Origin of the sequence: Hymenobacter sp. GOD-10R, assembly GCF_035609205.1 — a bacterium.
Lineage (GTDB): Bacteria > Bacteroidota > Bacteroidia > Cytophagales > Hymenobacteraceae > Hymenobacter.
This window is the reverse complement of record NZ_CP141185.1, coordinates 121,013-141,493: the sequence shown is the minus strand read 5'-3', so window position 1 is coordinate 141,493 and position 20,481 is coordinate 121,013. Positions and strand designations below refer to the sequence as shown.

Sequence of the window (20,481 nt, the reverse complement as noted above, 5' to 3'; positions counted from 1 at the left end):
CTACTCCGCAGACTTGGCCACGGCGGCGGAAGTACTGATTCGCAAGAACTGCTGCCAGTGGTGCAGTACCCGTTGCGCCACTGGAGGGCTTAGCGTATAAACCCGCCCTTGTATCAACGGCTTATTCCAGCCTGACTGACTGGGTGAGACAAATCAGCCCATTTTTAGTGGTAAGGTAGGCTTGGCGTTGTTTTCCGTTCCTACTATCGTACGCCCCCTTACTCTGCATCGCAGACCTAGGGCCCCGATGGCACTGGCCGTGTGATGCCTACCACAAAAGCCTGAGGTGGCCGGCCTCTGACCATACTTTTTGAAGCAAGAGGCCTGCACCCATCGTCAGCACTAAGGCCCGCACCGCTAGGCACGCACTCCGCAGTCCTTCGTTGATTTAGTGGCCTACCTGCACCGGCAGTTGCTGGCCGGGACGGGACTTTGCCCCTCACCGTGAACCTTTCCGCCGGCCAGCATCTTGATACCCATTAGACCCGGCCGCAGCGCCAAGTGCCAGGGGTGGGTTCTTCCCCATTCAGAAACCAGAATAAGTAGTAGCGTTACCGCATGAGACAGCTTAAAATCAGCAAACAGATTACCAACCGCGAAAGCCAGTCCCTGGATAAGTACCTGCAGGAGATTGGCAAAGTGAGCCTGGTGACAATTGACGAGGAAGTGGACCTGGCCCAGCGCATCCGCGAGGGCGACCAGATGGCCCTCGAAAAGCTGACCAAAGCCAACCTACGTTTCGTCGTATCGGTGTCCAAGCAGTACCAGAACCAGGGCCTGACCCTGGGCGACCTCATCAACGAGGGCAACCTGGGGCTGATTAAAGCGGCCAAGCGCTTCGATGAGACGAAGGGCTTCAAGTTCATCTCTTACGCCGTGTGGTGGATTCGCCAGAGCATCCTGCAGGCTCTGGCCGAGCAGAGCCGCATCGTGCGCCTGCCCCTGAACCGGGTGGGCTCGCTCAATAAAATTAGTCGCTCATTTTCCGAACTAGAACAGAAGTTCGAGCGGGAGCCCTCCCCCGATGAGATTGCTGAACTGCTGGAACTGAGCACCTCGGAAGTAGTGGACACGCTCAAAATCTCGGGCCGACACGTCTCCATGGATGCACCCTTCGTGCAGGGCGAGGAAAACCGCCTGCTCGACGTAATGGAGAATGAGGACGCGGAAAGCCCCGATGCCGGTTTGCTCAACGACTCCCTGCGCCGGGAAGTCCAGCGGGCCCTCTCGACCCTCACTATGCGCGAGGCCGATGTCGTAACGCTCCATTTTGGGCTGAACGGCCACACGGCGCTGACCTTGGAAGAGATTGGCGAAACGTTTAGCCTGACCCGCGAGCGGGTTAGGCAGATTAAGGAAAAAGCCATTCGACGCCTCAAGCATACTACACGCTCGAAGGCACTGAAACCGTACCTGGGCTAGCGGTTCCGTTCTGCCCGCTGGCGCACTTCAGTAATAGGGATTGAATAATACCCTGGCTTCTCCTTTTGTCGGCGGCCACCGGTTCCCGAGCGCAAGCGCCCCGGTCAGCTGACCGGGGAACTTTTAACCGAGGCCAACTTTCTTTTAGTGCTCAGGCGGGCGGGGCTACCGGCCCTGGGCCTGCTTCCTGGCCTGCATTATGCTACCCACCATCGGGGCCAGTTCGGTAGCACAACTGAACAAACCTAAGTCTACCATTGTGGGCTTAGGGCCGTAGATGCGCTGCATTTCCTTGAACAGCTTCGCTGCTTGCTTCGTGTCGGCATCGAGCCAGTGCGCCACGTCGGCTGGTGTGACCGACTGGCCAGCCAACAGAAATTCCATATTTGGGCTCAGTTCTGCGAAGGGTGCCGGCGCGGGCTGTAACCGTAAGCTCCGGTAAACCGAGCCCTCGTGCTCGGGGCGGGGGTCGGTAGTTACCCACGTATCCGCGGCCTCGGTGCCATAGCCCTTCACCCTGACGGCGGTGAAAGTGCCGGTGGCCGTGCTGCCGGTCTGGCGGCTGGCCTCGGCTACGAGCTGCGGGCTGGTCAGGAAGTCATAGCCGGCCGGGAACTGGTAGGGCAAGCGGTGCTGGGCACTCAGGCGTAACTCGCCCAGCAGGGTGCGGCAAGCACCGTTCATCCAAACGGCCTGCACTTGGCCGTTGATGCTGCTGAACTCGCGGATGGGCGCGGCCGTGTCGGCGTTCCGGGTGCTCATGTGAACGTAAGCGCCAACGCGAAAACCTTTGGCAGCGGCCTTCGCCGTGATTTCCTGGGGGGTTGGGTAAGCCATAACAAAAGGGGGAAAAGAGCTGCTGATTTTGCAATTGTAAAACGATGGCTACGCAGCCAAATCTGCCGGCGCGGCCGTGGTGTTGGCCTCGCTCATGGGGTGATGGGTACCCTTAGCTCCTTCGTAGAAGTAGTGCCACTGGGTCTGGCCGTAGTTCAGGCGGTCCTTGTACAGAGCCAGCCCGCTAACCGTGTGGATGGTGTGGGGGCTGAAAAAATGCACCTGCTGGCCCACCAAAAACCTGGGCGCGGGATGCTGCTTGCCGGTACCGGTGCTCACGTAAGCGAGCTGGCCAACGAAACTGCCCACGGCCTGCCCGCGCCAACGCAGTTCGTCCACCGGGCCGGCCGCGGCCCGCTGCTTCAGGTACTCGACTTCGCGGGCCTGGTCACGCAGACCGATGGTAGCCGCCAGCAGGGCAATGGCCTGCTCGGCGGAGTCGGCAAAATATATCCGGTCCCCCTGCCCCGGCAGCAGTACCTCGAACTGGCCGCTTAGGACCTGCTGGGTATTCGGATTGACGTAGTTAAAGCCCTGGTGTGTATTTTCAGAAAGCAGCTCGTACTGGCCCGCGTCGTCGCTGTGGCGGTCGTTTACCTGGATGGCGTAGTGGTAGCCGTTCCAGTAAATGGCGGTCACCAGGCCCTGCACGTTGCGGTAGCGGGTGCTGCGGACGGTAGCCCCAATGGCAATGCGGCCGGCGTGGGTTTCGATGGCGGGGAGGTTCGGTAACATAAGATTTTGCAATTGTAAAAAGTGAGGCTAGTCGCGCAGCTCGTCGGCCGGGTACTCCGGGTACTCGGGGCTGTCCTGATTGTCGGCCAGCTCGTCTTCCTGCTGGGGCGGGTACTCGGGAATCCAGTCGCCGTGCTCGGCCGGCGCGGGCTCCTGGCCGTTGGGCGTGAACTCGAAGGCATACCGCGCCTGCACCTGGGTCAGCGTTAGCGGGGTCAGGGTGGGGTAATTGTGCCCATAGTGAAAGCGGGGCTCGGTTTCCACGTAGTACTGTCCGCTGGGCTGCTGCCAGAGCGTTACCCGGCCGTTGCCCTCGCCTTCCTCGGCCGTGGCCCGGCGGCCCGAAATGTAGGCGTAGCTGTCGAGCGGCAGCTGGCCCAAATCGAGCTGTACCCGTTCCCACGGGCACTCCCCGCTGCCGTCCATTTCTTCCTCAAACGCTACCCACGTCCGCCACTCGTTTTTCTCCACGATGCGGCCCCGGAACTGTTGGCCCTGCTCCTTCATGGCCTCGGCCAGGGCGCTCAGCGTGTCATACTGGTCGAACGTGTACGCCTCGCGGCCGGGGAGGCGGAACGGGCCAGGGAACTGCGCGGTCAGGTAGTCCACCTGGTCGGCCGTGCCGGCGCGAAGGGCGAAAATCTGCGGGCCCTTGCGCTCGTGGCTGGCCTCGTGAACCTCTAGCTTATGGTGCTCAGGAATCTCCTGCCAGTTGGCAGGGTCGGCCAGCTGGGCGGCGTTCTGCCTGTCCGTGCCGATGAATGCTTCTACTTCATAGAAACCGTAATAGTCGGCCAGTCCACCGTACACCACCGTAATGCGGCCGGTGTGCAGGTGGCGGTAATAGAGCGGGGCCGGAATCACCCGGTACTCCTGCGAGCTGATTCCTACCACTTCGGGGACCTGGGCCGGCGCAGCAGGGCCGGGCGTGTAGGGTTCCAGCTCCCGGCCGAAAAAATGCCCCAGCGTTACGCCGTGCTTCGCCAGATGTTCCGGCATCTTATCCGGCTGGCAAAGCACCCCTAAATAGCCCTCCGCGTGAAAGTACGCTTTCACCTCGGCGGGGCCGATGCCATTCATGTAGATGTGAACGCGGGTACCGATGGCAGGCACCTCGCCCCTACCCGACCATTGGAGGCCAGCCGGTAAGCCGGCGCGGGTGGAGAATCCTACCCACTGCGGGCACTGCTCGGGGGCGCCGGCCCAAGCAAGGGGGCTAATTTGGGGCTGCTTGGCGGCGGGGGCTGGGATTATCATATCGAAGGGGAAAAGGGAGTAGGGAGAAGTTGGGCCGGGGGCTAGGCAGCCAGGGCTAGCTGGCTGCCAAATACCACGCCGGCGCGGGGGCTGCTGCGCTTCCGGCGGCTGGCAGTTTTGGCGTGATGGGTGGTTTCGGTGACCAGTCCCAGAAAGCCGGCGGCGTGGGTGTAGCCTTTCACCTCGGCCCGCTCCGGGTGGCCGTCGCGGTTCACCGTTACCGTCGTCCCGACTGCTGGCACGGGTTGCTGAGCCGACCAATGCAGCCCACCGGGTAGCATCGTTAAGCGGGGCGCGGCCTCAAACTCAGGCACCGGATTGGTCAGCTGCGCCGTGGCATCCTCCCGGGCTTGCCAGGCATCCTCGCGGGCCTGGCGCTGAGCGGCGTGGGCAGCGCGGAGCCGGGCTAAGCGGGCGGCGGGAATGCGACGGGCGGGGCGAAAAGGGGCGGGAGTGTTCATACTAAAAAGGGGTTTGAGGTGAAAAGACCGGCTAAAACCAGGGGGCGGCCTCCCATGCCGCCAGCTCAGCGGCGGATACTACCGGAGGTGAACTGGGCGCTTCGTCGGCGGGGTCAAACCGGTCGGCCCATACTTCACCGGGGGCTAAATCAAAAGCTTCGTCAACCATGGATAAAGAGCTGTTTTATCGTTCGTTGCTTATACTTATTAAACGCAAAACCGTGCAATAATGTTTCAATTTTATTTAAATTAAAGTGATAATTATTGACCATATAAGCAACCACGATGGGTATTGTAGCAGACCAATTTTTCCCTTTTGTATAGCCTTAACAATTGCCTTTTTGCAATTGCAATTTCCTTTTGTTGCCCGCTCCGGTGGCCGCCCGACGGAATAGCTCCACCGGGCGGCCATTGGCCTTACTCCGAAGCGACTTCGGCACTGGGGGCTTCCTCCGTTTCGTAGCTGGGCACGATGCCCAGAATGTGGTTGGCAGCTTTCTGGCCCTGACTGGCGGCGGAAATTATCAGCTGTTTGTCGTTGCGCAGGGCCTGCAGCCAGTTGGCGAGGTAGCTGGCGCTGCTGGGCTCGGTGCGGGTTAAGTCCAGCCCGGCCGCGTGGCTCAGGAAGGAGGCCCCCAACTCGGCCACCAGCTCTTCCTTGGCGTAGGTTTCGCTGCCAAAGGCGGCTAGTTCGGTGAGCGTGGCCCGGTCCAGCCGCTTGGCGTGGCCGGTGGAGTGAGTCAGCTCGTGAAACAGGGTGTGGTAATAGTCCTCGGCCGTGTGGAAGTCGCTGGCCTCGGGCATGGTCACGGTGTCGGTGCTGGTGCGGTACATGGCTTCGCTGCCCTTGTGCAGCACGCGGGGGCCCCCCATGTAACCGGCCAACACCTGCTCGGCGGCCTGCTCGGGCGTGTGCTCGCGGCTGGGCAGCTCGGGAAAACTCCACGCCACGCCGTCAATCTGGGCCACGTTGAACACCGTGGAATATTTCAGAAAAGCCTTTTTCTTCTCCTCGCCCTTACCGTCCTCCTTTTTGGTCACGGTGAAGAAGACCACCGGCATGCCCTTCTCGCCCCGGCGCACCTGCCCGCCCAACTCCTTGGCTTGATTGTAGGTCAGAAAATACGGGTGCTCATACTCCAGCATTCCCAGCAGCAGGGCATTAACGCCCTGATACACGTGCTTGCTGCGGTAGTTGCGCGGCGCGCCGTGGGCGGCATTCCACGGCTGTTTCCACGGGGTAACGCCGTTTTCCAACGCCAGAATAATGCGGTTGGTAATGATTTCGTACACGTCGGGGCGGGGAGCGAAAGGAGCGGGCTTTTTCATGGCTTAATAGGTTGATTTTATGCTTGCTGCTTATACTATTTAAACGCAAAAACCCGCATTAATGTTTCAATAATATGTAAATTAAAGCGTCAATTATTGCGTTTTATATCGGTCTTTTTGGCATGGATTCTGATTTTTCCCTTTTGTTCTTTATTCGTCCCGCTCAGGTATTTTCCGCCCGCTGTCCGCTGACATCGCCATGAATTGGCCGCCCGGCTTTTTTCTTTGGTTCGCGAAAGGGATGGAAGGGGTTCAGTCCGCAGGACCGAAGTCATCGCCGGAGCCCCGCACAGCCCGGCCCAGAGCGGTTCGCCCCACTATCTTCTCTCCGTAAAAGCGGCTACCGCATCGCTCAGCATGGGCATTAGCCGTGGATTTGCTACTTTTGGTAACGCTTTCAGCCGCGTGCTCACTATCCATTAATCCATGACTTCTGCCAGCCAAGCTGCATATCAGGCCCTGCGGGATTACCTGAACTCGCTGCTCAGCCCCACCCATCCCGACCAGGCACTGGTGGAGGTGCCGGCGGCGCTACGGCCGAGCCTGGAAGCCTTCATGCGCGGCAAAACCGAGTACCAGGACGAGGCGAGGCGGCGCATGATTTACGCCCACGACCTGGCGGCCTGGGCCAGCGACCTGATTCACGGTGCGGGCCTGGCCACGCCCCCGCCCCTAGCCACGGTGGACGTGGCGGCGCTGCGGGCGGCCACCTGGCGGCAGGCCGCATGACGTGGGACGAGATTGAGCGCCTGACCCAGCAACTCAGCCAAGTGATGGTTACGGCGCATTCGACGATGATTGAGGGCTCTCGCGTGACGGTGCTCGAAGCCATGGATTTTCTGCTGGGCGACCACGCCTGCGCCCTCGACTTAGCCCGGGAGCGGGCCGACGCGCGGCAGCTGCCCGGCCTTTCTGCGGAAATTGGCGGGGCCTGTCATGCGCAGCACCGGCCGGCTCACCAACACCGCCCTGGGCACCGTGGACCCCACACAGGGCGATTTCCGCCGCAGCAACGTGTTCAACGTCGGGGGCAGCTCGTTTCCCAATGCGCATAACGTGCCCGCCCTGGTCGCGGCCCCAATCGGGGAGTTGCGCGAGATGCTGAAAAAGAACCTCGAAGGCACTTATAGCCAAAACCCGCTGCACCAGATGGGCGGCTACGTGAAGCGCTCGTTAGGGCTGAAAGCCTATTTCAAGGCCGAAAACCCCAAGGGCCGCCGCCTGTAAACGGCGTTCGTGCAGGACCAGCCCCTGGACCCGGAGCGGACCTACACGGCCGCCTTCATCACCTCGCAGGGCGTGCCGCCCCAGTTTGGCTGCAACCGCCAAAAACCGGCCGGCACGCCGTGGCCGCCATGCGCGCGTTTCTGAAGCAGCACCGCCCCCTGGTGGTGCATCCGCACGATACGTTCGTGGTGGTGTGAGCCAGCGCGGTTTATGCTGGCTAGCCCGCCAGCGACTGGCAGGCGGTCAGCTGCCGGCGATGCACCCGAAAGCGCAGCAAGCCTACCGTCAAGACCACTGTCGCGACGGCCAGTGCCGTGTAGCCGAGCCGGCCACCCCGCTCCGGGTGAAACTGTAATAGTGCCAGCCCAAAGCCCACCAATGCCAAGCTGGTGCGCACGTAGGTGAGCAAGGTTCGCTCATTGGCTAGCCGGGTGCGTTGCAGCGCCAGTCGGTCGGAAAGCGAGAGGTGGTCAGTGAAGGCAGGAGTGGGTGGCATAGGAAGGAGGAAAGCATGCAGAGGCCTTGTGCTCAACAACTCAACGGCAGGCACAGTCGCTAGCCAGCTACTGCTCGAAAGTCAGCAGCGCTACTGCTTGCTGTGGCAGAAAGGGCAAGCGCACTAGCCGCTGGGTAGCAAACGCAGCATACCAACTCACCGCACAGCCAAGTGCCCTATGCGCAGCGACAGGGCGAGCGAAAGCTCCAGGCTATTGGGGCGGCGGGTAGCCACAACGGCCCGCATGCCTTCGGTAGGATAGGCGCTGCTCAAGTACTGCACGGGGTCGGGCCCTAGCACCAGGCCGTAGCCCAGGGCCGTGGTGAGGCCCAGCCGCGCGCCCGGCTGCCAGTGCAGGCCAGCGCGCAGGCGGCCCACCACGCAGGAGCGAATGCGGATTTGGGCGGTATCGTCGCGGAAATACAGGTGGTCCTCGTGCGTTAGCAGGGCCAGGGACCCGCGCCCGGCGCAGTAGCTCACGTTGGCCCCGACAAACGTAGCAAATTTTGCTTCCCGCGCTGCGCCCCACAGGTAATACCTCGCCCCGATACCGGCCTTGAAGCCGCTCAGGTCATAGCCCGCCCCCACGGTAGCTTCCAGGTTCCGGACGACCAGGCGGCCGTAGTCCAGGCCGCACCCGTAGGGGGCCCCTACTCCCCCCGTGAGGGTCAGGGTACCCGAGTAAGCAGTAGTCGGGCCAGCGGCCGGCCCGGCTTGGGCCCGGCAGGGTTCGCCGGCCAATACAAAGAGGATGACGGCAAGCCCCCCCACCCAGGCACTGCCCAGGGGACTACCTAGCGGGTGGACCGTGCGCTTGGCTACTACTGCTCGCGAGCACATAGAAAACGCTGAAAAATGGCCTTCATTAAAAATTTTGTACAGAAGGTAAGCGAGTTGCTTCCAAACAGGGCTGCGGCGCGCTAAAATCATAACTAGTAACCAGGGCCACCTGATTTAGTAATAAATCAGATAATCATCAACACCGTGCCAGCCACAATCAGGAGCGCGCCCAGACTGCTGAGCCGACTCAGATTTTCTCCCAGCAGAAAGGCGCTCATCACCAGGGCCAGGGCAACGCTAAGCTTGGTGACCGGCACCACCTGCGATACCTGCCCCAACTGCAGGCCTTTGAAATAGCAGAGCCACGAAATCCCCAGTGTCAGCCCCGAAGCTCCCAGAAACAGCCAGTTGCTGCGGGTGAGGCCCCCCAACTGCCCCAGGCTGCCCCGCCAGTAGACTACCCCCCAGGCCATCACCAGCGCCACGACCAAGCGAATGGCGGTGGCTAGACTCGAATCGATGCCGCGCATACCCACCTTAGCCAGTACGACGGTCAAAGCGGTAAAGACAGCGGAAAGTAGGGCGTAGGTCCACCACATGGTCGGGGCGAGAAGTGTTGGTAGTTAATAGGATTAGCATTGGGGGGCGGAAGTATCCATCTCTTAATGGTTGGCCATGGCTACCTGCACAGGCTCGTTCTTACCGATTTCCTCATTGCCGGCTTTCAGCACTACATCCCCGGCTTTCAGGGAGCCAAATACCTGCACCTGGCCGGCGTTTTCGTCGCCCTTCTGCACGTCAACCAACTCAGTTTTACCACCCGCTACCCGGATGACGTAGGTACGCTCCGCCGTGCTTACCACGGCCGACTTGGGCACGTACAGGCTGCTCTTCGGCGACTTGATGGGGATGTTGGCCGAGGCGAACATCCCCGGCTTCAGCTTTTCGCCGGGGTTGGCAATATCGATTTCGACCGTTTCAGCACGGGTGCCGGGCGTCACGTTGCCGGCCACCCGGTCAATCTTGCCGGTAAAATTCTGGCCCGGAAACGTGCGCACGTTGAACTGCACCGGCGAGCCGGCGTGAATATCCCCCACGTAGGCTTCGGGCACGGCCACGCGCAAACGCAGGCGGCTGAGCTGCTTGAGCCGAAACAGAGGGATAGTGCTCTGCCCACCGGGCCCCACCAGGGCCCCCGGCGAGGCCGTGCGCTCGGTAATCACGCCGGCCATGGGGGCCGTAATGCGCAGATAGGCGGCCATCTGGGCGGCGGCCTGGTAGTGCGAGCGGGCAGCTACCACATTCAGGCTGTCGCTGGTGGCCTGGGTCCGGGCCTGGTCGAGGGCTAGTGGCGACACGGCCCCGGCGGTACGGGCCGTTTGGCGCAGGCGGCGGAAGGTGCCGCGGCTGGCCTGGAAGCTGGCCTGGGCTACGCTTTGCTTAGAGCGCGCCTCACTCAGGGCGGCGGTCAGCTCGGGCGCGTCCAGCTCGGCCAGTACCTGGCCCTGGCGCACGTGGTCGCCAATGTCAGCGCGCAGCACTTTTACGTAGCTGCTTACGCGGGGGAAGATGTCGGTCTGGAAGTAGCTGTCCAGCTCGCCGGGTAAGCTCAGGCTCTGGGCGGGCTGGGTGGCCGTGACGCGCACGGCGTCGTAGCGCACATCGGCCGACACCGGCGAGGTCGTTTTTTCAGTAGCCGCCGACTGGCCCTCCTGGGTGGCATCGGTCGCGTTGCAGCCCCCGAGGGTAGCGGCGGCGGCCGTGAGGCTCAGGCCGGCCAGCCAGCGCAGGGAAAAAGCGGGGAAGTTCATATCAGGGAAAGAATACTGGTTCAAAAAGATTAGGCAAGCACCGGCTGCTCGCGCAGGCTGTGCTCGGTGGCGGGCGCCTCGTTGCCGTCGAAGTTGGCGCTCTCCGGGTCGTCGGGGTCGAGCGACACCGACACGAAGGTGGTTTTGCGCTGCACGGCGGCGAACACGACCGGCAGAATAAAGAGGGCAGCCACCGTGGAGGCCAGCAGGCCGCCAATCACGGCGCGCCCCAACGGGGCCGACTGCTCGCCGCTCTCGCCCAGGCCGGAGGCCATGGGCAACATGCCGGCCACCATCGCAATTGAAGTCATGAGCACCGGGCGCAAGCGGGCGGCGCCGGCCAGGCGGGCGGCGGCCAGGGCGTCGCGGTAGCGCAGACGCAGGCTCTCGGCGTTGGTGACGATGAGCACGGCATTAGCCACCGACACCCCCACCGACATGATGATGCCCATGTACGATTGCAGGTTCAGGGTCTGGCCCGTGACGAGCAGCAGCAAGAGCGAGCCCGCCAGCACCGCTGGTACCGTCACGAGTACTACCCCCGCCACTTTGAGTGACTGGTAGTTGGCGGCCAGCAGCAGGAAAATCACCACGATGGCTAGCCCCAGGCCGGTTTGCAGGCTGCTTAGCGTTTCGGTCAGCAGCTGGGCCAGGCCGCGTAGCTGCACCACCGAGCCCTTGGGCGGCTCACCTACGGCCTTGATGGCTTTTTGCACGTCGCGGGTGGCGGTGCCCAGGTCTTTATGGTCGATGTTGGCCGAAACGGTCACGATGCGGCGCGGGCCGATGCGGTCGAACTCGCCGGGCACGTTGGCGGTGTGCAGGGTGGCCACGTCGCCCAGCGTGGGGCGCAGCTGGCCCGGCACCAACGGCAGGTTTTGCATGTCGGCCTGGGTTTTCATGTCCTGTGAGGCCAGCTGGACCTGCACCTGGTAGGCAAAGCCTTTGCTCTGGTCAAGCCACAGGTTCTTGGCCGTGAAGCGGCTGGAAGAAGTGGCCGCCACCAGCGACTTGGCAATCTGGTCGGGGGTAAGGCCGAACTGCGCGGCCCGCGCCCGGTCCACGTCAATCTGCACCGTGGGGTAGCTAAGGGGCTGGTTTACCCGCACGTCGCGCAGGTAGGGAATCTGCTTGAGCCGGGCCACCAGCTTATCGGCGTAGCCTTTGCCGTCCTGCAGGCTCTTCCCTCCTACCAGGATTTCAATCGGCGTTTGGGCACCCTGGCTCATGATTTTATCGGTCAGCTCGATGGGCTCGTAGCTGAGCTGCACGTCGGGCAGGTGCTGGTGCACGGCCTGGCGAATCTTGTCCTTAAGGTCGTCGAGGTTCTGCACTTTATAGTCCTCGGCTAGGTTCACCTGCAAATCGGCTTCGTGGGGGCCGGCATTGAAGACGTAGAGCGCCGAGGTGCCGTAGGAACTCGGCGTCATGCCCACGAAGGCCGAGGTAATGGCCACGTTCTTCGGCCCCACAATCTGCTGAATGAGGCTGATAACCTCCTTGGTGCGCTCCTCCGTACGCTCGATGCGCATGCCCTCGGGCGCAATCAGGCGCACCTGAAACTGCTTGGAGTGGGTGATTTTGGGCATCATGTCCTGCCCGATAAAGTAGAAGCACACCCCAATGACGGCCGCGCAGACCACGCCGTATACCGTGCCCACCAGCGCCCGATGGCGCAGCAGCCGGTCCAGAATGCCCAAATAGGCCAGCTTGACGCGCTCGAAGCCTTTTACTTCTTTTTGGTGGTGCACCTCGTAGCCTTCCTGGCTTACCTCGCGGGGCTGCTTCAGGTCGGGCAGCAGACTCAACTCGTGCTGGGAGGTGTGCTCGTGACCCTTGAGCCACCAGTTGGCCACTACCGGCACGAAAGTTTGCGACAGGGTATAGGAAGCAATGATGGCAAAACCCACCGAGAGCGAGAGCGGGATAAACATGCCGCGCGGCACGCCATTCATCAGGAAAGCCGGCGCGAACACGGCCAGGATGCTGAGCGTGATGAGCAGCAGTGGAAACGACACTTCCTGGCTGGCGTCCAGAATGGCCCTGGACTTGGTTTTACCCATTTCCTGGTGCTGGTGAATGTTCTCAATCACCACCGTGGCCTGGTCTACCAAGATACCGATGGCCAACGACAAGCCCGAAAGGGTCATGATGTTGATGGTCTGCCCGGTGAGCTGCAACAGCAGAATGGCCGTCAGAATCGACACCGGAATGGTGAGAATCACGATAATCGACGAGCGCAAATCGCCCAAAAACAGGAACACCACCAGGCCCGTAAGCAGGGCCCCTAGCCCCCCTTCAAAGGCCAGGCTGTGCACGGCCTGGCTCACGTACACCGACTGGTCAAACTCGTAGCTGAGCTGGATATTATCGGGCAGCAGCGCCCGCATTTCGGGCAGCTTGGCCTTGAGCGCGTTCACCACGCTCATGGTGGAGGCATCGGCCGACTTCGTGACCGGGATGTAGACCGAGCGCTTGCCGTTCACGAGGGCGTAGCCCACCGGAATGTCGGTGGCGTCCTCCACCGTGGCCACGTCGTGAATGAACACCGTGGGCCCTACCCCCTGCCGCAGCGGGATGTTGAGAAAGTCCGGGATTTTGTCCAACACCGTGTTGCTGGGGGTCATCACCATGTAGTCGCCCATGCCCACCGAGCCGGCCGGTGACACCTGATTGTTCTTGACGATGGCCGACACGATTTCGTCGGGCGTGAGCTGGTAGCTCTTCATCTTCTCGGGGTCGACGCGCACCACCACCGTGCGCTCGTTGCCGCCGAAGGGCGGCGGGGCCGAGGCGCCCGGAATCTGCGAGAACAAGGGCCGGATGCGGGTTGAGGCCAAATCCTGCATCTGCCCCAGCGAGGCCGAGGTGCTGCTGAACACCAGCTCGCCCACCGGCAAAGACGAAGCGTCGAAGCGCACCACCGTAGGCGGCTGGGTGCCGGGCGGCATGTAGGTCATCACGCGGCTCACTTGGTTGGCAACTTCGCCGGCGGCCTGGGCCATGTTCATGTCCTCATAGAAGGTACACTTGACCAGGCACAGGCCCTGCACGTTCTTCACTTCCACGTCCTTGATGCCCGACACGTAGAGCATCTGGTTCTGGTAGCGGGTGGCGATGAATCCTTCCATCTGGGCCGCCGTCATCCCGCCGTAGGGCTGGGCAATGTAGATGGTGGGCAGGTTGAGCCGCGGAAAAATGTCAATCGGGATGCGCCCCAGCGACATCGCTGCGAAGACGATGACCCCCAGCAGGGCCACGATAACGGCAATCGGGCGGGCTAATGCGGTTTTTATCATGAGTAGGTGTTAATAGCGAGTAGCTTATAATTGACCCAGCAACCCGCCCAGGTTGCCGCTGGCGGCGCCTTGCAGCAGCACGGCGCGCCAGAGATTATTGGTGGCCAGGGCTTGGTCGGTTTCGGCCCGATTAAGTACTTCGGTGGCCTGGGTGAGCACGAGCAGGTTGTCGAGGCCGGCGTCGTAGCGGGCGCGGGCCTGGCCGTAGGCCTGGCGGGCGGCCGCCAGCTGCAGCGGTGCTTCCAGGGCCGTTTGGCGGGCTATTTCCACTTGCAGGGTAGCATTGCGCACCTGGGTTGCCAGCTGCAGGGCCTGCTGGTCGTAGTCAGCGCGGGCCTGCTCGGTGCGGATGCGCTGGGCCTGGGCTGCCCGGCCGGAGTGAATCAGCTCGGTGGCGCGCCAGGTAAGGGTAGCGCCCAGCATGTAGTCGTAGGCCTTGAGGGGTAGGCCTGCCCCCGGCGAGGAGTCAATGATAAAATTGCCGTGGTCGTCGGTGGCGTCGTGCACGCCCGAGCCCCGGCCCCAGGTCGAGGCCAGCAGGTTCAGGCTAGGGCGCTTATTGGCGCTGAACAGCTTTTCCTGGGCCTGACTGGCGGCGATGCGGCGGTCGTAGGCGCGCAGCAGCGGGTTGTTGGCGCGGGCCGTGTCGCCAGCCGGCGGGCCGGCCGCCGTCTGGGGCAGGTGGGCGTAGAACTGCATCGAGTCAAGCTGCACTTCCTGGTTAGGCTGGCCCAGCAGGCCGGCCAGGCGGGTGCGCTGCTCGCGGGCCTGCTGCCGGGCGGCCAGCACCTGCAAGCGGGCGCGGGCTACCTCCGCGTTGGCCGTGGCCGAATCGATGCCGGCGCGGATGCCGGAGCGCGTGCCGGCCCGGATGACCGTGGCCAGGGCCTCGGCCCGCTGCACGTTGGCGCGCTGCAGGGCTACCGACTTTTCCGCGCCCAGCGCAAGTAGGTAGGCATCGGCCACTTGGGCTTGGTACTCGAATACGGCCTGGTCGTAGTCGGCCTGGGCCGCCGACACGGCCGCCTCGGAGCGGCTTTCGTCGGCCCGGTAGCGGCCAAACGTCACCGCCGGCCACTCAATGGTGAGGGCGGCCAGGCTCGAAAAGTTGGTGGTCCCGCTGTAGGAAGTCGTCTTAATACCCCCCGAAATCGGAATCGCTACCCCCCCGATAAACGCTCCCCGCACCTGGTTCATGGTCGAGTTCACACCCTGGGCCTGGGCTGTAACCTGCGGTAAAAAGGCCGACCGGTTGGTGCGTACATCAGCCTGGGCGGCGCGCACGGCGGCTTGCTTGGCGCGCAGTGCCGGGTAGTTGTCCTGGGCCAGTTTCAGGGCCACCGGCAGGGTCAGGGGCCGGGGCAGCTGCGGCAGTTCGCGGGGCTGCTGCGCCCGGCTAGGCTGGCTCAGGGCCAGCAGCCCGGCCAGCAGCAAGCCTGGTCCGGCCAGCCGGCAGCCGCGAGAAAAAAAGGCAGAAGTCAGATTCATGCCCCAAACGTCCCCCAACCCTATTATACTGACATTAAAACTAAATTAAAAGTTATTAAAGCCTACTGGTAGCGAGCAGCCTACACGCCCTGGGCGGGCCGCAGGGGTAGCTGCACCTCGGCCACGGTGCCACCGCCAAGCCGGGGCCGCAGCTGCAGTTGCCCCTGGTGCAGCAGTATAATCCGCTGGGCCAGCGTCAGCCCGATGCCAAAACCGGGCACCTCGCCCACGGCGCGGCCCCTGGTGAGGGGCTGAAAGATGCGCTCCTGCTCGTCGGACGCAATACCGGGGCCCCGGTCTTCGATGAGCAGCCGCACGGTGGCGGGGCCTTCCATTTCTAGGCACAGCGTCACGGGCTGGCCACTGGAATACTTGGCGGCGTTATCCACGAGGTTGCCCAGGGCCGTGCGCAGCAGTTGCGCATTACCCAGCAACTGTGGCGTGTGGGGCTGCGCATCCACTTCGGGGCTGATGTCAAGGTCCACGGGCTGGCCGGGGTGCTGGTGCTGGGCGCTACTCACTACGTCGAGCAGTACATCGACCAGCTCCACGGGCTGGCCGTCGAGGGGGGTAGCGCTGTCCAGCCGGGCCAGGTAGAGCAAGCCGTTGGCTAGGGCCGTGAGTCGGTCCAGCCCCGCCACGGCCAGCCCGATGCCCTTCTTGAGGCTAGCCACCTCCGAATCGTAAGCCAGCGACGTTTCCAGCCAGCCTTTGATAGTCGTGAGCGGCGTGCGCAGCTCGTGCGAGGCGTGCGAGATGAAGGCCCGCTGGCTCTCGACCAGCTCTTCCTGGCGGGTTAGCAGGTCATTGAAGGCTGCCGCTAGAGTTCCGGCCTCGTCGCGCGGGTTTAGGGGCCGCAGCCGGAAGGGCTGCGCCCGCGCAGTATCAGCCCTCAGCTGCCGGAGCAGGAAATTTAGCGGCGCCAGCGCCCGCGTGGCAAAAAACAGCCCCAGCGCTGCCACCAGCGCCACGGCCGCCAGGTTGCCATATAGAAAAGAGTTAAAGAGCATTTGCTGCTGGGCGTAGCCTTCTTGGTCGTAGGCCGTGACTATGGCCACGTACTGCCCCTCGGCGTCGGGGCGGCGGTACGCCAGGGCTACCCCTTCTTTGGGATGCGCATGACCGGGGAGCTGGTAGGTAAAGCTCATCTGGCCCCGCTGCCGCACCCGCACCAGCAACCCAGCCGAGGGGGCGTAATCGGTGCCGGGGCTGGCGTAGAGGCGGCGGCCCGCCGGGGTATACACTTGCTCAGCCTGCTCGGGTAGTGAGGCCAGCATGCTACCGGCAATGGAGTCGTCGAGGGCCACAATCTGTCGCGTCACGGCCGCTTTGCGGGCTAGCCGCTCCACGAAGGAGTGGTGCCGAAACTGGGCCGTATTCACATAAACGTAGTACGAGAACGTTAGCAGCAGACCGCTGACCAGTGCCGCGAACCAAAGCAGGAGCTTGTGTTTTATCTGCATTGCCTAGCCCTGCAATAAGTACCCTGCGCCTACCACCGTGTGCAGGAGCTTCTGGCCGAAGCCCTTGTCAATCTTTTTGCGCAAAAAATTGATGTACACGTCGATGACGTTGGTATTGGTGTCGAAGTGCAGGTCCCACACTTTCTCGGCAATGTCGATGCGGCTCACGGTGCGGCCCTTGTTGGTCATCAGGTATTCGAGCAGCGAATACTCGCGGGTGGTGAGTTCAATGCGCTGGCCGGCGCGCGTCACGGTGCGCGCGTCAGTATCCAGCTCCAGGTCGGCCACGCGCAATACCGCGTGCAGCCCACCATAAGCCGCTCCCCGGCGCGCCAGGGCCCGGATGCGCAGCAACAGCTCCCGAAACTCGAAGGGCTTGGTGAGGTAATCATCGGCCCCCGCGCCGAAGCCGGTTTCCTTGTCCTGCAAGCCATCGAGCGCCGTGAGCAGCAGCACTGCCTGACGCGGAGAGTGTTGCTTGATGTAGCGGCACAGCTCAAAGCCATTCATTCCGGGCAGGTTCACGTCGAGCACCACGACGTCAAATGGCTGCTGGTCGAAGAGGCGCTGCCCAATCAGGCCATCAAACGCCACTTTGATATCGTAGCCCTCGCTTTCAATTCCCTTGCGAATGAACGAGGCCAGACTGGTTTCATCTTCTACGAGCAGAATAGTCATCGGGCAAAGGTGCGGCGAACTCGGCTAAGTTCAGCAGATTTTCCAGCCCCGGATTACTCTAGGAACCGCGCTACGCGGCAGGTACCGGGCCCAGAATTTCGCGCAGCTTGGTTTCTTCAAAAGGCAGTCCGTGCAGCGGGGCCAGCGGGCACAGGTCAGCGCCTCCCATGGCCCGGGGTAGCAGTCCCAATGCACTCAGGCACCAGTTTTTGCGAGCCCGCAACAGCCCAGCCTCAATCAATGAAGTACCTGAATAAGGACGATACGAGCCGTCCGGCGAGGCGATATGACGCAAAAAATTATTCATAACGGCCTGAGCCAGCGATTTACTTTGTGCGGCCGACCTGGCCGCTTCCCTATCCTTTACCACGCTGGACCTAGCCGCATTGCGGGTAACCACTCAGCGCATAGGCTTAAAGTGGCCTGAAAGATATGCCACTTTTTGGCATTATTGGCTTATCTTGCATCATGCATTCGTCTGACGAGCACTTCCTGGCAACCGTAGAGGCTCGGCTTCCGGATTGGTTCGGCACTCAGCCCGTGCTTTCCCGTAAGGAGCTGCTGGCGCGGGTGGCCACGCTGAACCCGACGCTTAAGCAGGCCACGCTCGACGTGTACCTGCATCGGCTGACCCAGCGCAACCAGCTGGCGCACGCGGGCCGGGGCGTATATGCCCTACCGGGTGGGGCCTTGGGAGCCGACTTCACCCCGACGGTGCCGCCGGAGCTGGCGAGCCTGTGGCAGGCCGTGGCGACCGAGTTATTCCTAAGCAGTGGCTGCGCGTGGACCACGCAGTGGCTGAACGACTTCGCCACCCACCAACTGATGCGCACGGTGCAGCTGGTAGAAGTGGAGCCCGAGGCGCTGCAATCAACTTACTACGCCCTGAAAGACCGGCTGGGGGGGCGCGTGTTTTTGCAGCCCGATGCCCGCGTGCTGGAGCTGTACGTGGCCGAAACCCCCGACGCCGTACTGGTGCTGCCGCTGGTGAGCCGCGCCCCCGTGCAGCGCGTGGCCGACGTGCCCGTGCCGCGCCTGGAGAAGCTGCTGGTGGACCTACTCAGCGACCCCACGCTATTTCCGGCCTACCAGGGCGAGGAGCTGCGCACCATTTACCGCACGGCCGCCCGCCAGTACCGGCTCGATGCCCGCACCTTGTTTTCCTACGCCAAGCGGCGGGGCAAAGCGCCGGCCCTGCGCGAGCTGCTGCTGGCCATGGGCCTCTCTTCGCTGCTTCCCACATGATTACGACGACTTCTTTTACCCGCGAGTGGATGATGGACCACTGCCAGCAGCGCCCCGGCCTGGACCCTTCCATCCTGGAGAAAATGATTCTGGCCCTCACCCTGGTCGAGCGGTTGGTCGAAACCGGGCTACCCTTCACATTTAAGGGCGGCACCTGCCTGGTGCTCGTGCTGGGCCAGGCCCGGCGCTTTTCCGTCGACGTGGATTTAGTTACCCAGGCCGAGCTGGCGGCCATTGAGGCGGCCCTGACGCAGGTTTGCGCGCAGCCCCCGTTTCGCTCGTTTGCCTACGACGCCACCCGCAGCCACAAGGACGATGTGCCGCGGGGCCACTATTACGTGTTCTACGACTCGGCCCTGGACCAGCAGCTGCTGGCCGAGCACCCGCAGCGGTCCATCGCCATCGATTTGCTGTTTGAGGAGCACAACTACCCGCAGGTGCTGCAAGTGCCGGTAGCCTCCCCCTTCCTGCACCAGGCGGGCGAGCCCCTGCGCGTAGCGGCCCCGAGCGTCGAATCCATCGCCGGCGACAAGCTCACGGCCTTTGCCCCGCGCACCACCGGCATTCTCTACGGCAAGGGCAAGGAGTTGGAAATCATCAAGCAGCTCTTCGACGTAGGGGTGCTCTTCGACCAGGTGCAGGACGTAGCCACCGTGGCCGAGTCGTTTGCCGCCACCGTGGCCAAGGAGCTGCGCTACCGCCACCTGACCGAAACCAGCGCGGCCGATGTGCTGGTAGACGCCCTGCAAACGGCCCTGCTGCTGGCCCAGATGAAACTCAACCGGGCCCCGGCCAAGGAACTGGCCCCGGCCGAGCTGCGCCGGGGCATTGCCGGCTTCCGCAACTTCGTTATCGACGGGGCGTTCCGCGAAGACCAAGCCGTGGCCGCCGCCGCCCGCGTGGCCCATCTCGCAGCCCGGCTGCTCACCCAGGACTATTCCCCCTTACCCCGGCCAGTGCCCGGCGCTGACCCGCGCACCTTCTTCGTGCCGCATCCCGACTTCAACTACCTCAACAAGCTGCGCTCGGTGCCGGGAGACGCACTGTTCTACTGGCACCACACGGTGGTCCTGCTGGAAGGGCACGGAAGCCTGGCGTGGCTGGTTGCGTAAAACCAAGCGCACCCAAGCTGGTAGAGCCAGAGTTCCCATTAAATAACGCCGGGCAGCTAACGCCTTAGTTGAAGTTTTTACCTTATGGTCCGGTTGCAGTAGCTATTTGGCTTGCCGTATTTTCAGGTAACGGGCAACCACCCTGCGGCAGGCCGCATGACGTGGGCCAAGATTGAGCGTCTGACCGAGATGGTGTAGCAACTGCCCACCGTGGACCCCACACAGGGCGACCTGCGCCGCAACAACGTGTTCATCGTCGGGGCCCGCACGGGAAATCCCTGACGTATCAGCTGTCCGCGACGCCCCCCCTGCCTAGCAACTAAAGGCCAATGGGGTGCGTTAATCGGCCAGAATCCCGGCCCCAAAATCCCGGCCTTATACCCGGATTCGCTACCTTTGCCAGCACATGCGCCTGCTAGCCCTGTTTTTTGCCTTCTACTTCGCCTGCCTCTCGTGCCTTTCCTGCACGGACGAAGTACCTGCGTGCAAAGACCAGCTGCAAACCACCGTGGCCGCTTCGCACTCCGACTGCGGGGCCGGCGCGCTGGGCGACTGGTGCTCGCCGCTGTGCCAGTGCCACTGCTGCGGTGGGGCCCTGGTGCCCCTGCCCCTGGCAAACCAGGTGGTGTATTCGCCGCCCGCCGAGTGGGCCACCAGCCTCCGGCACGGCCGGCTGGTCGTGGCTGCCCCGACGCGGGCGCTCGGGTCCGTGTGGCAGCCGCCCCAGGCCTAACCCTTCCCCTTTTTTCCTGCTGACCACCTTCTTCGGGTGGCCCGTCGCCGCGCGTGACGGGCAATTTGGCGCTTGGCGCTGAATCGGTTATGCCCCTGTTGCTCCCGC

The 20,481-nt window shown here is 62.9% G+C and carries 22 protein-coding genes; 7 read left to right on the top strand and 15 right to left on the bottom strand.

The annotated features are described in order from the left end of the window. Positions 1-558 precede the first annotated feature (558 nt). Positions 559-1,422, top strand: coding sequence for a sigma-70 family RNA polymerase sigma factor (locus SD425_RS27295; RefSeq protein ID WP_324679733.1), 864 nt, complete (start codon positions 559-561; stop codon positions 1,420-1,422). A gap of 165 nt (positions 1,423-1,587) precedes the next feature. On the opposite strand, the gene SD425_RS27290 is transcribed toward SD425_RS27295, so the two are convergent. The 6 genes from SD425_RS27290 to SD425_RS27265 all read right to left on the bottom strand — a co-directional run bounded on the left by SD425_RS27290 (position 1,588) and on the right by SD425_RS27265 (position 6,041). Beyond that, entirely contained in the window at positions 1,588-2,259 is a 672-nt protein-coding gene (locus SD425_RS27290) for a hypothetical protein (protein WP_324679731.1), read from the bottom strand. A gap of 48 nt (positions 2,260-2,307) precedes the next feature. After that, positions 2,308-2,994 (bottom strand): hypothetical protein, encoded by a 687-nt coding sequence (locus SD425_RS27285; protein WP_324679729.1) that lies wholly within the window; start codon positions 2,992-2,994, stop codon positions 2,308-2,310. A gap of 27 nt (positions 2,995-3,021) precedes the next feature. Beyond that, positions 3,022-4,251, bottom strand: a complete 1,230-nt coding sequence (locus SD425_RS27280) for a hypothetical protein (protein WP_324679727.1) — start codon at positions 4,249-4,251, stop codon at positions 3,022-3,024. Between the two features lie 41 nt (positions 4,252-4,292). Continuing rightward, positions 4,293-4,712, bottom strand: a complete 420-nt coding sequence (locus SD425_RS27275; RefSeq protein WP_324679725.1) for a hypothetical protein — start codon at positions 4,710-4,712, stop codon at positions 4,293-4,295. A gap of 31 nt (positions 4,713-4,743) precedes the next feature. Then, positions 4,744-4,881 (bottom strand): hypothetical protein, encoded by a 138-nt coding sequence (locus SD425_RS27270; protein ID WP_324679723.1) that lies wholly within the window; start codon positions 4,879-4,881, stop codon positions 4,744-4,746. 248 nt (positions 4,882-5,129) lie between these two features. Beyond that, positions 5,130-6,041: an ArdC family protein gene (locus tag SD425_RS27265; RefSeq protein ID WP_324679721.1), complete on the bottom strand. Its 912-nt coding sequence runs from the start codon at positions 6,039-6,041 to the stop codon at positions 5,130-5,132. Between the two features lie 426 nt (positions 6,042-6,467). On the opposite strand from SD425_RS27265, the gene SD425_RS27260 reads away from it, so the two are divergent. Genes SD425_RS27260 through SD425_RS27250 form a run of 3 tightly spaced genes read left to right on the top strand, consistent with a single transcriptional unit; the run spans position 6,468 to position 7,268 of the window. Further along, on the top strand, positions 6,468-6,770 hold the full coding sequence (locus SD425_RS27260) for a hypothetical protein (RefSeq protein WP_324679719.1): 303 nt from the start codon (positions 6,468-6,470) through the stop codon (positions 6,768-6,770). Continuing rightward, positions 6,767-7,096 carry a hypothetical protein gene (locus SD425_RS27255; protein WP_324679716.1) on the top strand — a complete coding sequence of 110 codons (330 nt, stop codon included), beginning with the start codon at positions 6,767-6,769 and terminating at the stop codon, positions 7,094-7,096. Before SD425_RS27260 ends, SD425_RS27255 begins: the two co-directional genes overlap by 4 nt. Then, complete coding sequence (locus tag SD425_RS27250; RefSeq protein WP_324679714.1) at positions 6,978-7,268, top strand: hypothetical protein; 291 nt, start codon at positions 6,978-6,980, stop codon at positions 7,266-7,268. The genes SD425_RS27255 and SD425_RS27250 overlap by 119 nt, the downstream gene beginning before the upstream one ends. Positions 7,269-7,485: 217 nt before the next feature. On the opposite strand, the gene SD425_RS27245 is transcribed toward SD425_RS27250, so the two are convergent. From SD425_RS27245 to SD425_RS27205, 9 genes are all read right to left on the bottom strand, one after another. Then, on the bottom strand, positions 7,486-7,764 hold the full coding sequence (locus tag SD425_RS27245; protein WP_324679712.1) for a DUF202 domain-containing protein: 279 nt from the start codon (positions 7,762-7,764) through the stop codon (positions 7,486-7,488). Between the two features lie 156 nt (positions 7,765-7,920). Continuing rightward, entirely contained in the window at positions 7,921-8,604 is a 684-nt protein-coding gene (locus tag SD425_RS27240; protein WP_324679709.1) for a hypothetical protein, read from the bottom strand. Positions 8,605-8,729: 125 nt separating this feature from the next. Next, positions 8,730-9,143 (bottom strand): EamA family transporter, encoded by a 414-nt coding sequence (locus SD425_RS27235; protein WP_324679707.1) that lies wholly within the window; start codon positions 9,141-9,143, stop codon positions 8,730-8,732. Positions 9,144-9,206: 63 nt separating this feature from the next. Further along, positions 9,207-10,379, bottom strand: a complete 1,173-nt coding sequence (locus SD425_RS27230; RefSeq protein ID WP_324679705.1) for an efflux RND transporter periplasmic adaptor subunit — start codon at positions 10,377-10,379, stop codon at positions 9,207-9,209. Positions 10,380-10,384: 5 nt separating this feature from the next. After that, entirely contained in the window at positions 10,385-13,654 is a 3,270-nt protein-coding gene (locus SD425_RS27225) for an efflux RND transporter permease subunit (RefSeq protein WP_324679703.1), read from the bottom strand. A 24-nt stretch (positions 13,655-13,678) separates the two neighbouring features. Further along, positions 13,679-15,142: a TolC family protein gene (locus tag SD425_RS27220; protein ID WP_324679701.1), complete on the bottom strand. Its 1,464-nt coding sequence runs from the start codon at positions 15,140-15,142 to the stop codon at positions 13,679-13,681. Positions 15,143-15,222: 80 nt separating this feature from the next. Continuing rightward, positions 15,223-16,605, bottom strand: coding sequence for a HAMP domain-containing sensor histidine kinase (locus SD425_RS27215; RefSeq protein ID WP_324679699.1), 1,383 nt, complete (start codon positions 16,603-16,605; stop codon positions 15,223-15,225). Between the two features lie 3 nt (positions 16,606-16,608). Continuing rightward, complete coding sequence (locus SD425_RS27210; RefSeq protein WP_324679697.1) at positions 16,609-17,283, bottom strand: response regulator transcription factor; 675 nt, start codon at positions 17,281-17,283, stop codon at positions 16,609-16,611. A gap of 70 nt (positions 17,284-17,353) precedes the next feature. Further along, positions 17,354-17,590 carry a hypothetical protein gene (locus SD425_RS27205; RefSeq protein WP_324679695.1) on the bottom strand — a complete coding sequence of 79 codons (237 nt, stop codon included), beginning with the start codon at positions 17,588-17,590 and terminating at the stop codon, positions 17,354-17,356. Positions 17,591-17,751: 161 nt separating this feature from the next. Between SD425_RS27205 and SD425_RS27200 the strand changes: the two genes are divergently transcribed. The 3 genes from SD425_RS27200 (at position 17,752) to SD425_RS27190 (ending at position 20,373) form a co-directional block, all read left to right on the top strand. Further along, positions 17,752-18,528 (top strand): DUF6577 family protein, encoded by a 777-nt coding sequence (locus SD425_RS27200; protein ID WP_324679693.1) that lies wholly within the window; start codon positions 17,752-17,754, stop codon positions 18,526-18,528. Next, the gene (locus tag SD425_RS27195) at positions 18,525-19,640 is read left to right on the top strand and encodes a nucleotidyl transferase AbiEii/AbiGii toxin family protein (RefSeq protein WP_324679691.1); all 1,116 of its coding nucleotides are present in this window, start codon (positions 18,525-18,527) and stop codon (positions 19,638-19,640) included. Before SD425_RS27200 ends, SD425_RS27195 begins: the two co-directional genes overlap by 4 nt. A gap of 406 nt (positions 19,641-20,046) precedes the next feature. Then, positions 20,047-20,373 (top strand): DUF6660 family protein, encoded by a 327-nt coding sequence (locus SD425_RS27190; protein ID WP_416381044.1) that lies wholly within the window; start codon positions 20,047-20,049, stop codon positions 20,371-20,373. Positions 20,374-20,481: the final 108 nt, after the last annotated feature.

Excerpts from the sequence above, each read along its gene's own strand:
- SD425_RS27255 (WP_324679716.1), top strand. The coding sequence starts at position 6,767 with ATGACGTGGGACGAGATTGAGCGCCTGACCCAGCAACTCAGCCAAGTG.
- SD425_RS27215 (WP_324679699.1), bottom strand. The coding sequence starts at position 16,605 with ATGCAGATAAAACACAAGCTCCTGCTTTGGTTCGCGGCACTGGTCAGC.
- SD425_RS27290 (WP_324679731.1), bottom strand. The coding sequence starts at position 2,259 with ATGGCTTACCCAACCCCCCAGGAAATCACGGCGAAGGCCGCTGCCAAA.
- SD425_RS27260 (WP_324679719.1), top strand. The coding sequence starts at position 6,468 with ATGACTTCTGCCAGCCAAGCTGCATATCAGGCCCTGCGGGATTACCTG.
- SD425_RS27250 (WP_324679714.1), top strand. The coding sequence starts at position 6,978 with ATGCGCAGCACCGGCCGGCTCACCAACACCGCCCTGGGCACCGTGGAC.
- SD425_RS27240 (WP_324679709.1), bottom strand. The coding sequence starts at position 8,604 with ATGTGCTCGCGAGCAGTAGTAGCCAAGCGCACGGTCCACCCGCTAGGT.
- SD425_RS27225 (WP_324679703.1), bottom strand. The coding sequence starts at position 13,654 with ATGATAAAAACCGCATTAGCCCGCCCGATTGCCGTTATCGTGGCCCTG.
- SD425_RS27285 (WP_324679729.1), bottom strand. The coding sequence starts at position 2,994 with ATGTTACCGAACCTCCCCGCCATCGAAACCCACGCCGGCCGCATTGCC.
- SD425_RS27200 (WP_324679693.1), top strand. The coding sequence starts at position 17,752 with ATGCATTCGTCTGACGAGCACTTCCTGGCAACCGTAGAGGCTCGGCTT.
- SD425_RS27220 (WP_324679701.1), bottom strand. The coding sequence starts at position 15,142 with ATGAATCTGACTTCTGCCTTTTTTTCTCGCGGCTGCCGGCTGGCCGGA.
- SD425_RS27235 (WP_324679707.1), bottom strand. The coding sequence starts at position 9,143 with ATGTGGTGGACCTACGCCCTACTTTCCGCTGTCTTTACCGCTTTGACC.
- SD425_RS27265 (WP_324679721.1), bottom strand. The coding sequence starts at position 6,041 with ATGAAAAAGCCCGCTCCTTTCGCTCCCCGCCCCGACGTGTACGAAATC.
- SD425_RS27205 (WP_324679695.1), bottom strand. The coding sequence starts at position 17,590 with ATGAATAATTTTTTGCGTCATATCGCCTCGCCGGACGGCTCGTATCGT.
- SD425_RS27245 (WP_324679712.1), bottom strand. The coding sequence starts at position 7,764 with ATGCCACCCACTCCTGCCTTCACTGACCACCTCTCGCTTTCCGACCGA.
- SD425_RS27270 (WP_324679723.1), bottom strand. The coding sequence starts at position 4,881 with ATGGTTGACGAAGCTTTTGATTTAGCCCCCGGTGAAGTATGGGCCGAC.
- SD425_RS27210 (WP_324679697.1), bottom strand. The coding sequence starts at position 17,283 with ATGACTATTCTGCTCGTAGAAGATGAAACCAGTCTGGCCTCGTTCATT.
- SD425_RS27195 (WP_324679691.1), top strand. The coding sequence starts at position 18,525 with ATGATTACGACGACTTCTTTTACCCGCGAGTGGATGATGGACCACTGC.
- SD425_RS27280 (WP_324679727.1), bottom strand. The coding sequence starts at position 4,251 with ATGATAATCCCAGCCCCCGCCGCCAAGCAGCCCCAAATTAGCCCCCTT.
- SD425_RS27295 (WP_324679733.1), top strand. The coding sequence starts at position 559 with ATGAGACAGCTTAAAATCAGCAAACAGATTACCAACCGCGAAAGCCAG.
- SD425_RS27275 (WP_324679725.1), bottom strand. The coding sequence starts at position 4,712 with ATGAACACTCCCGCCCCTTTTCGCCCCGCCCGTCGCATTCCCGCCGCC.
- SD425_RS27190 (WP_416381044.1), top strand. The coding sequence starts at position 20,047 with ATGCGCCTGCTAGCCCTGTTTTTTGCCTTCTACTTCGCCTGCCTCTCG.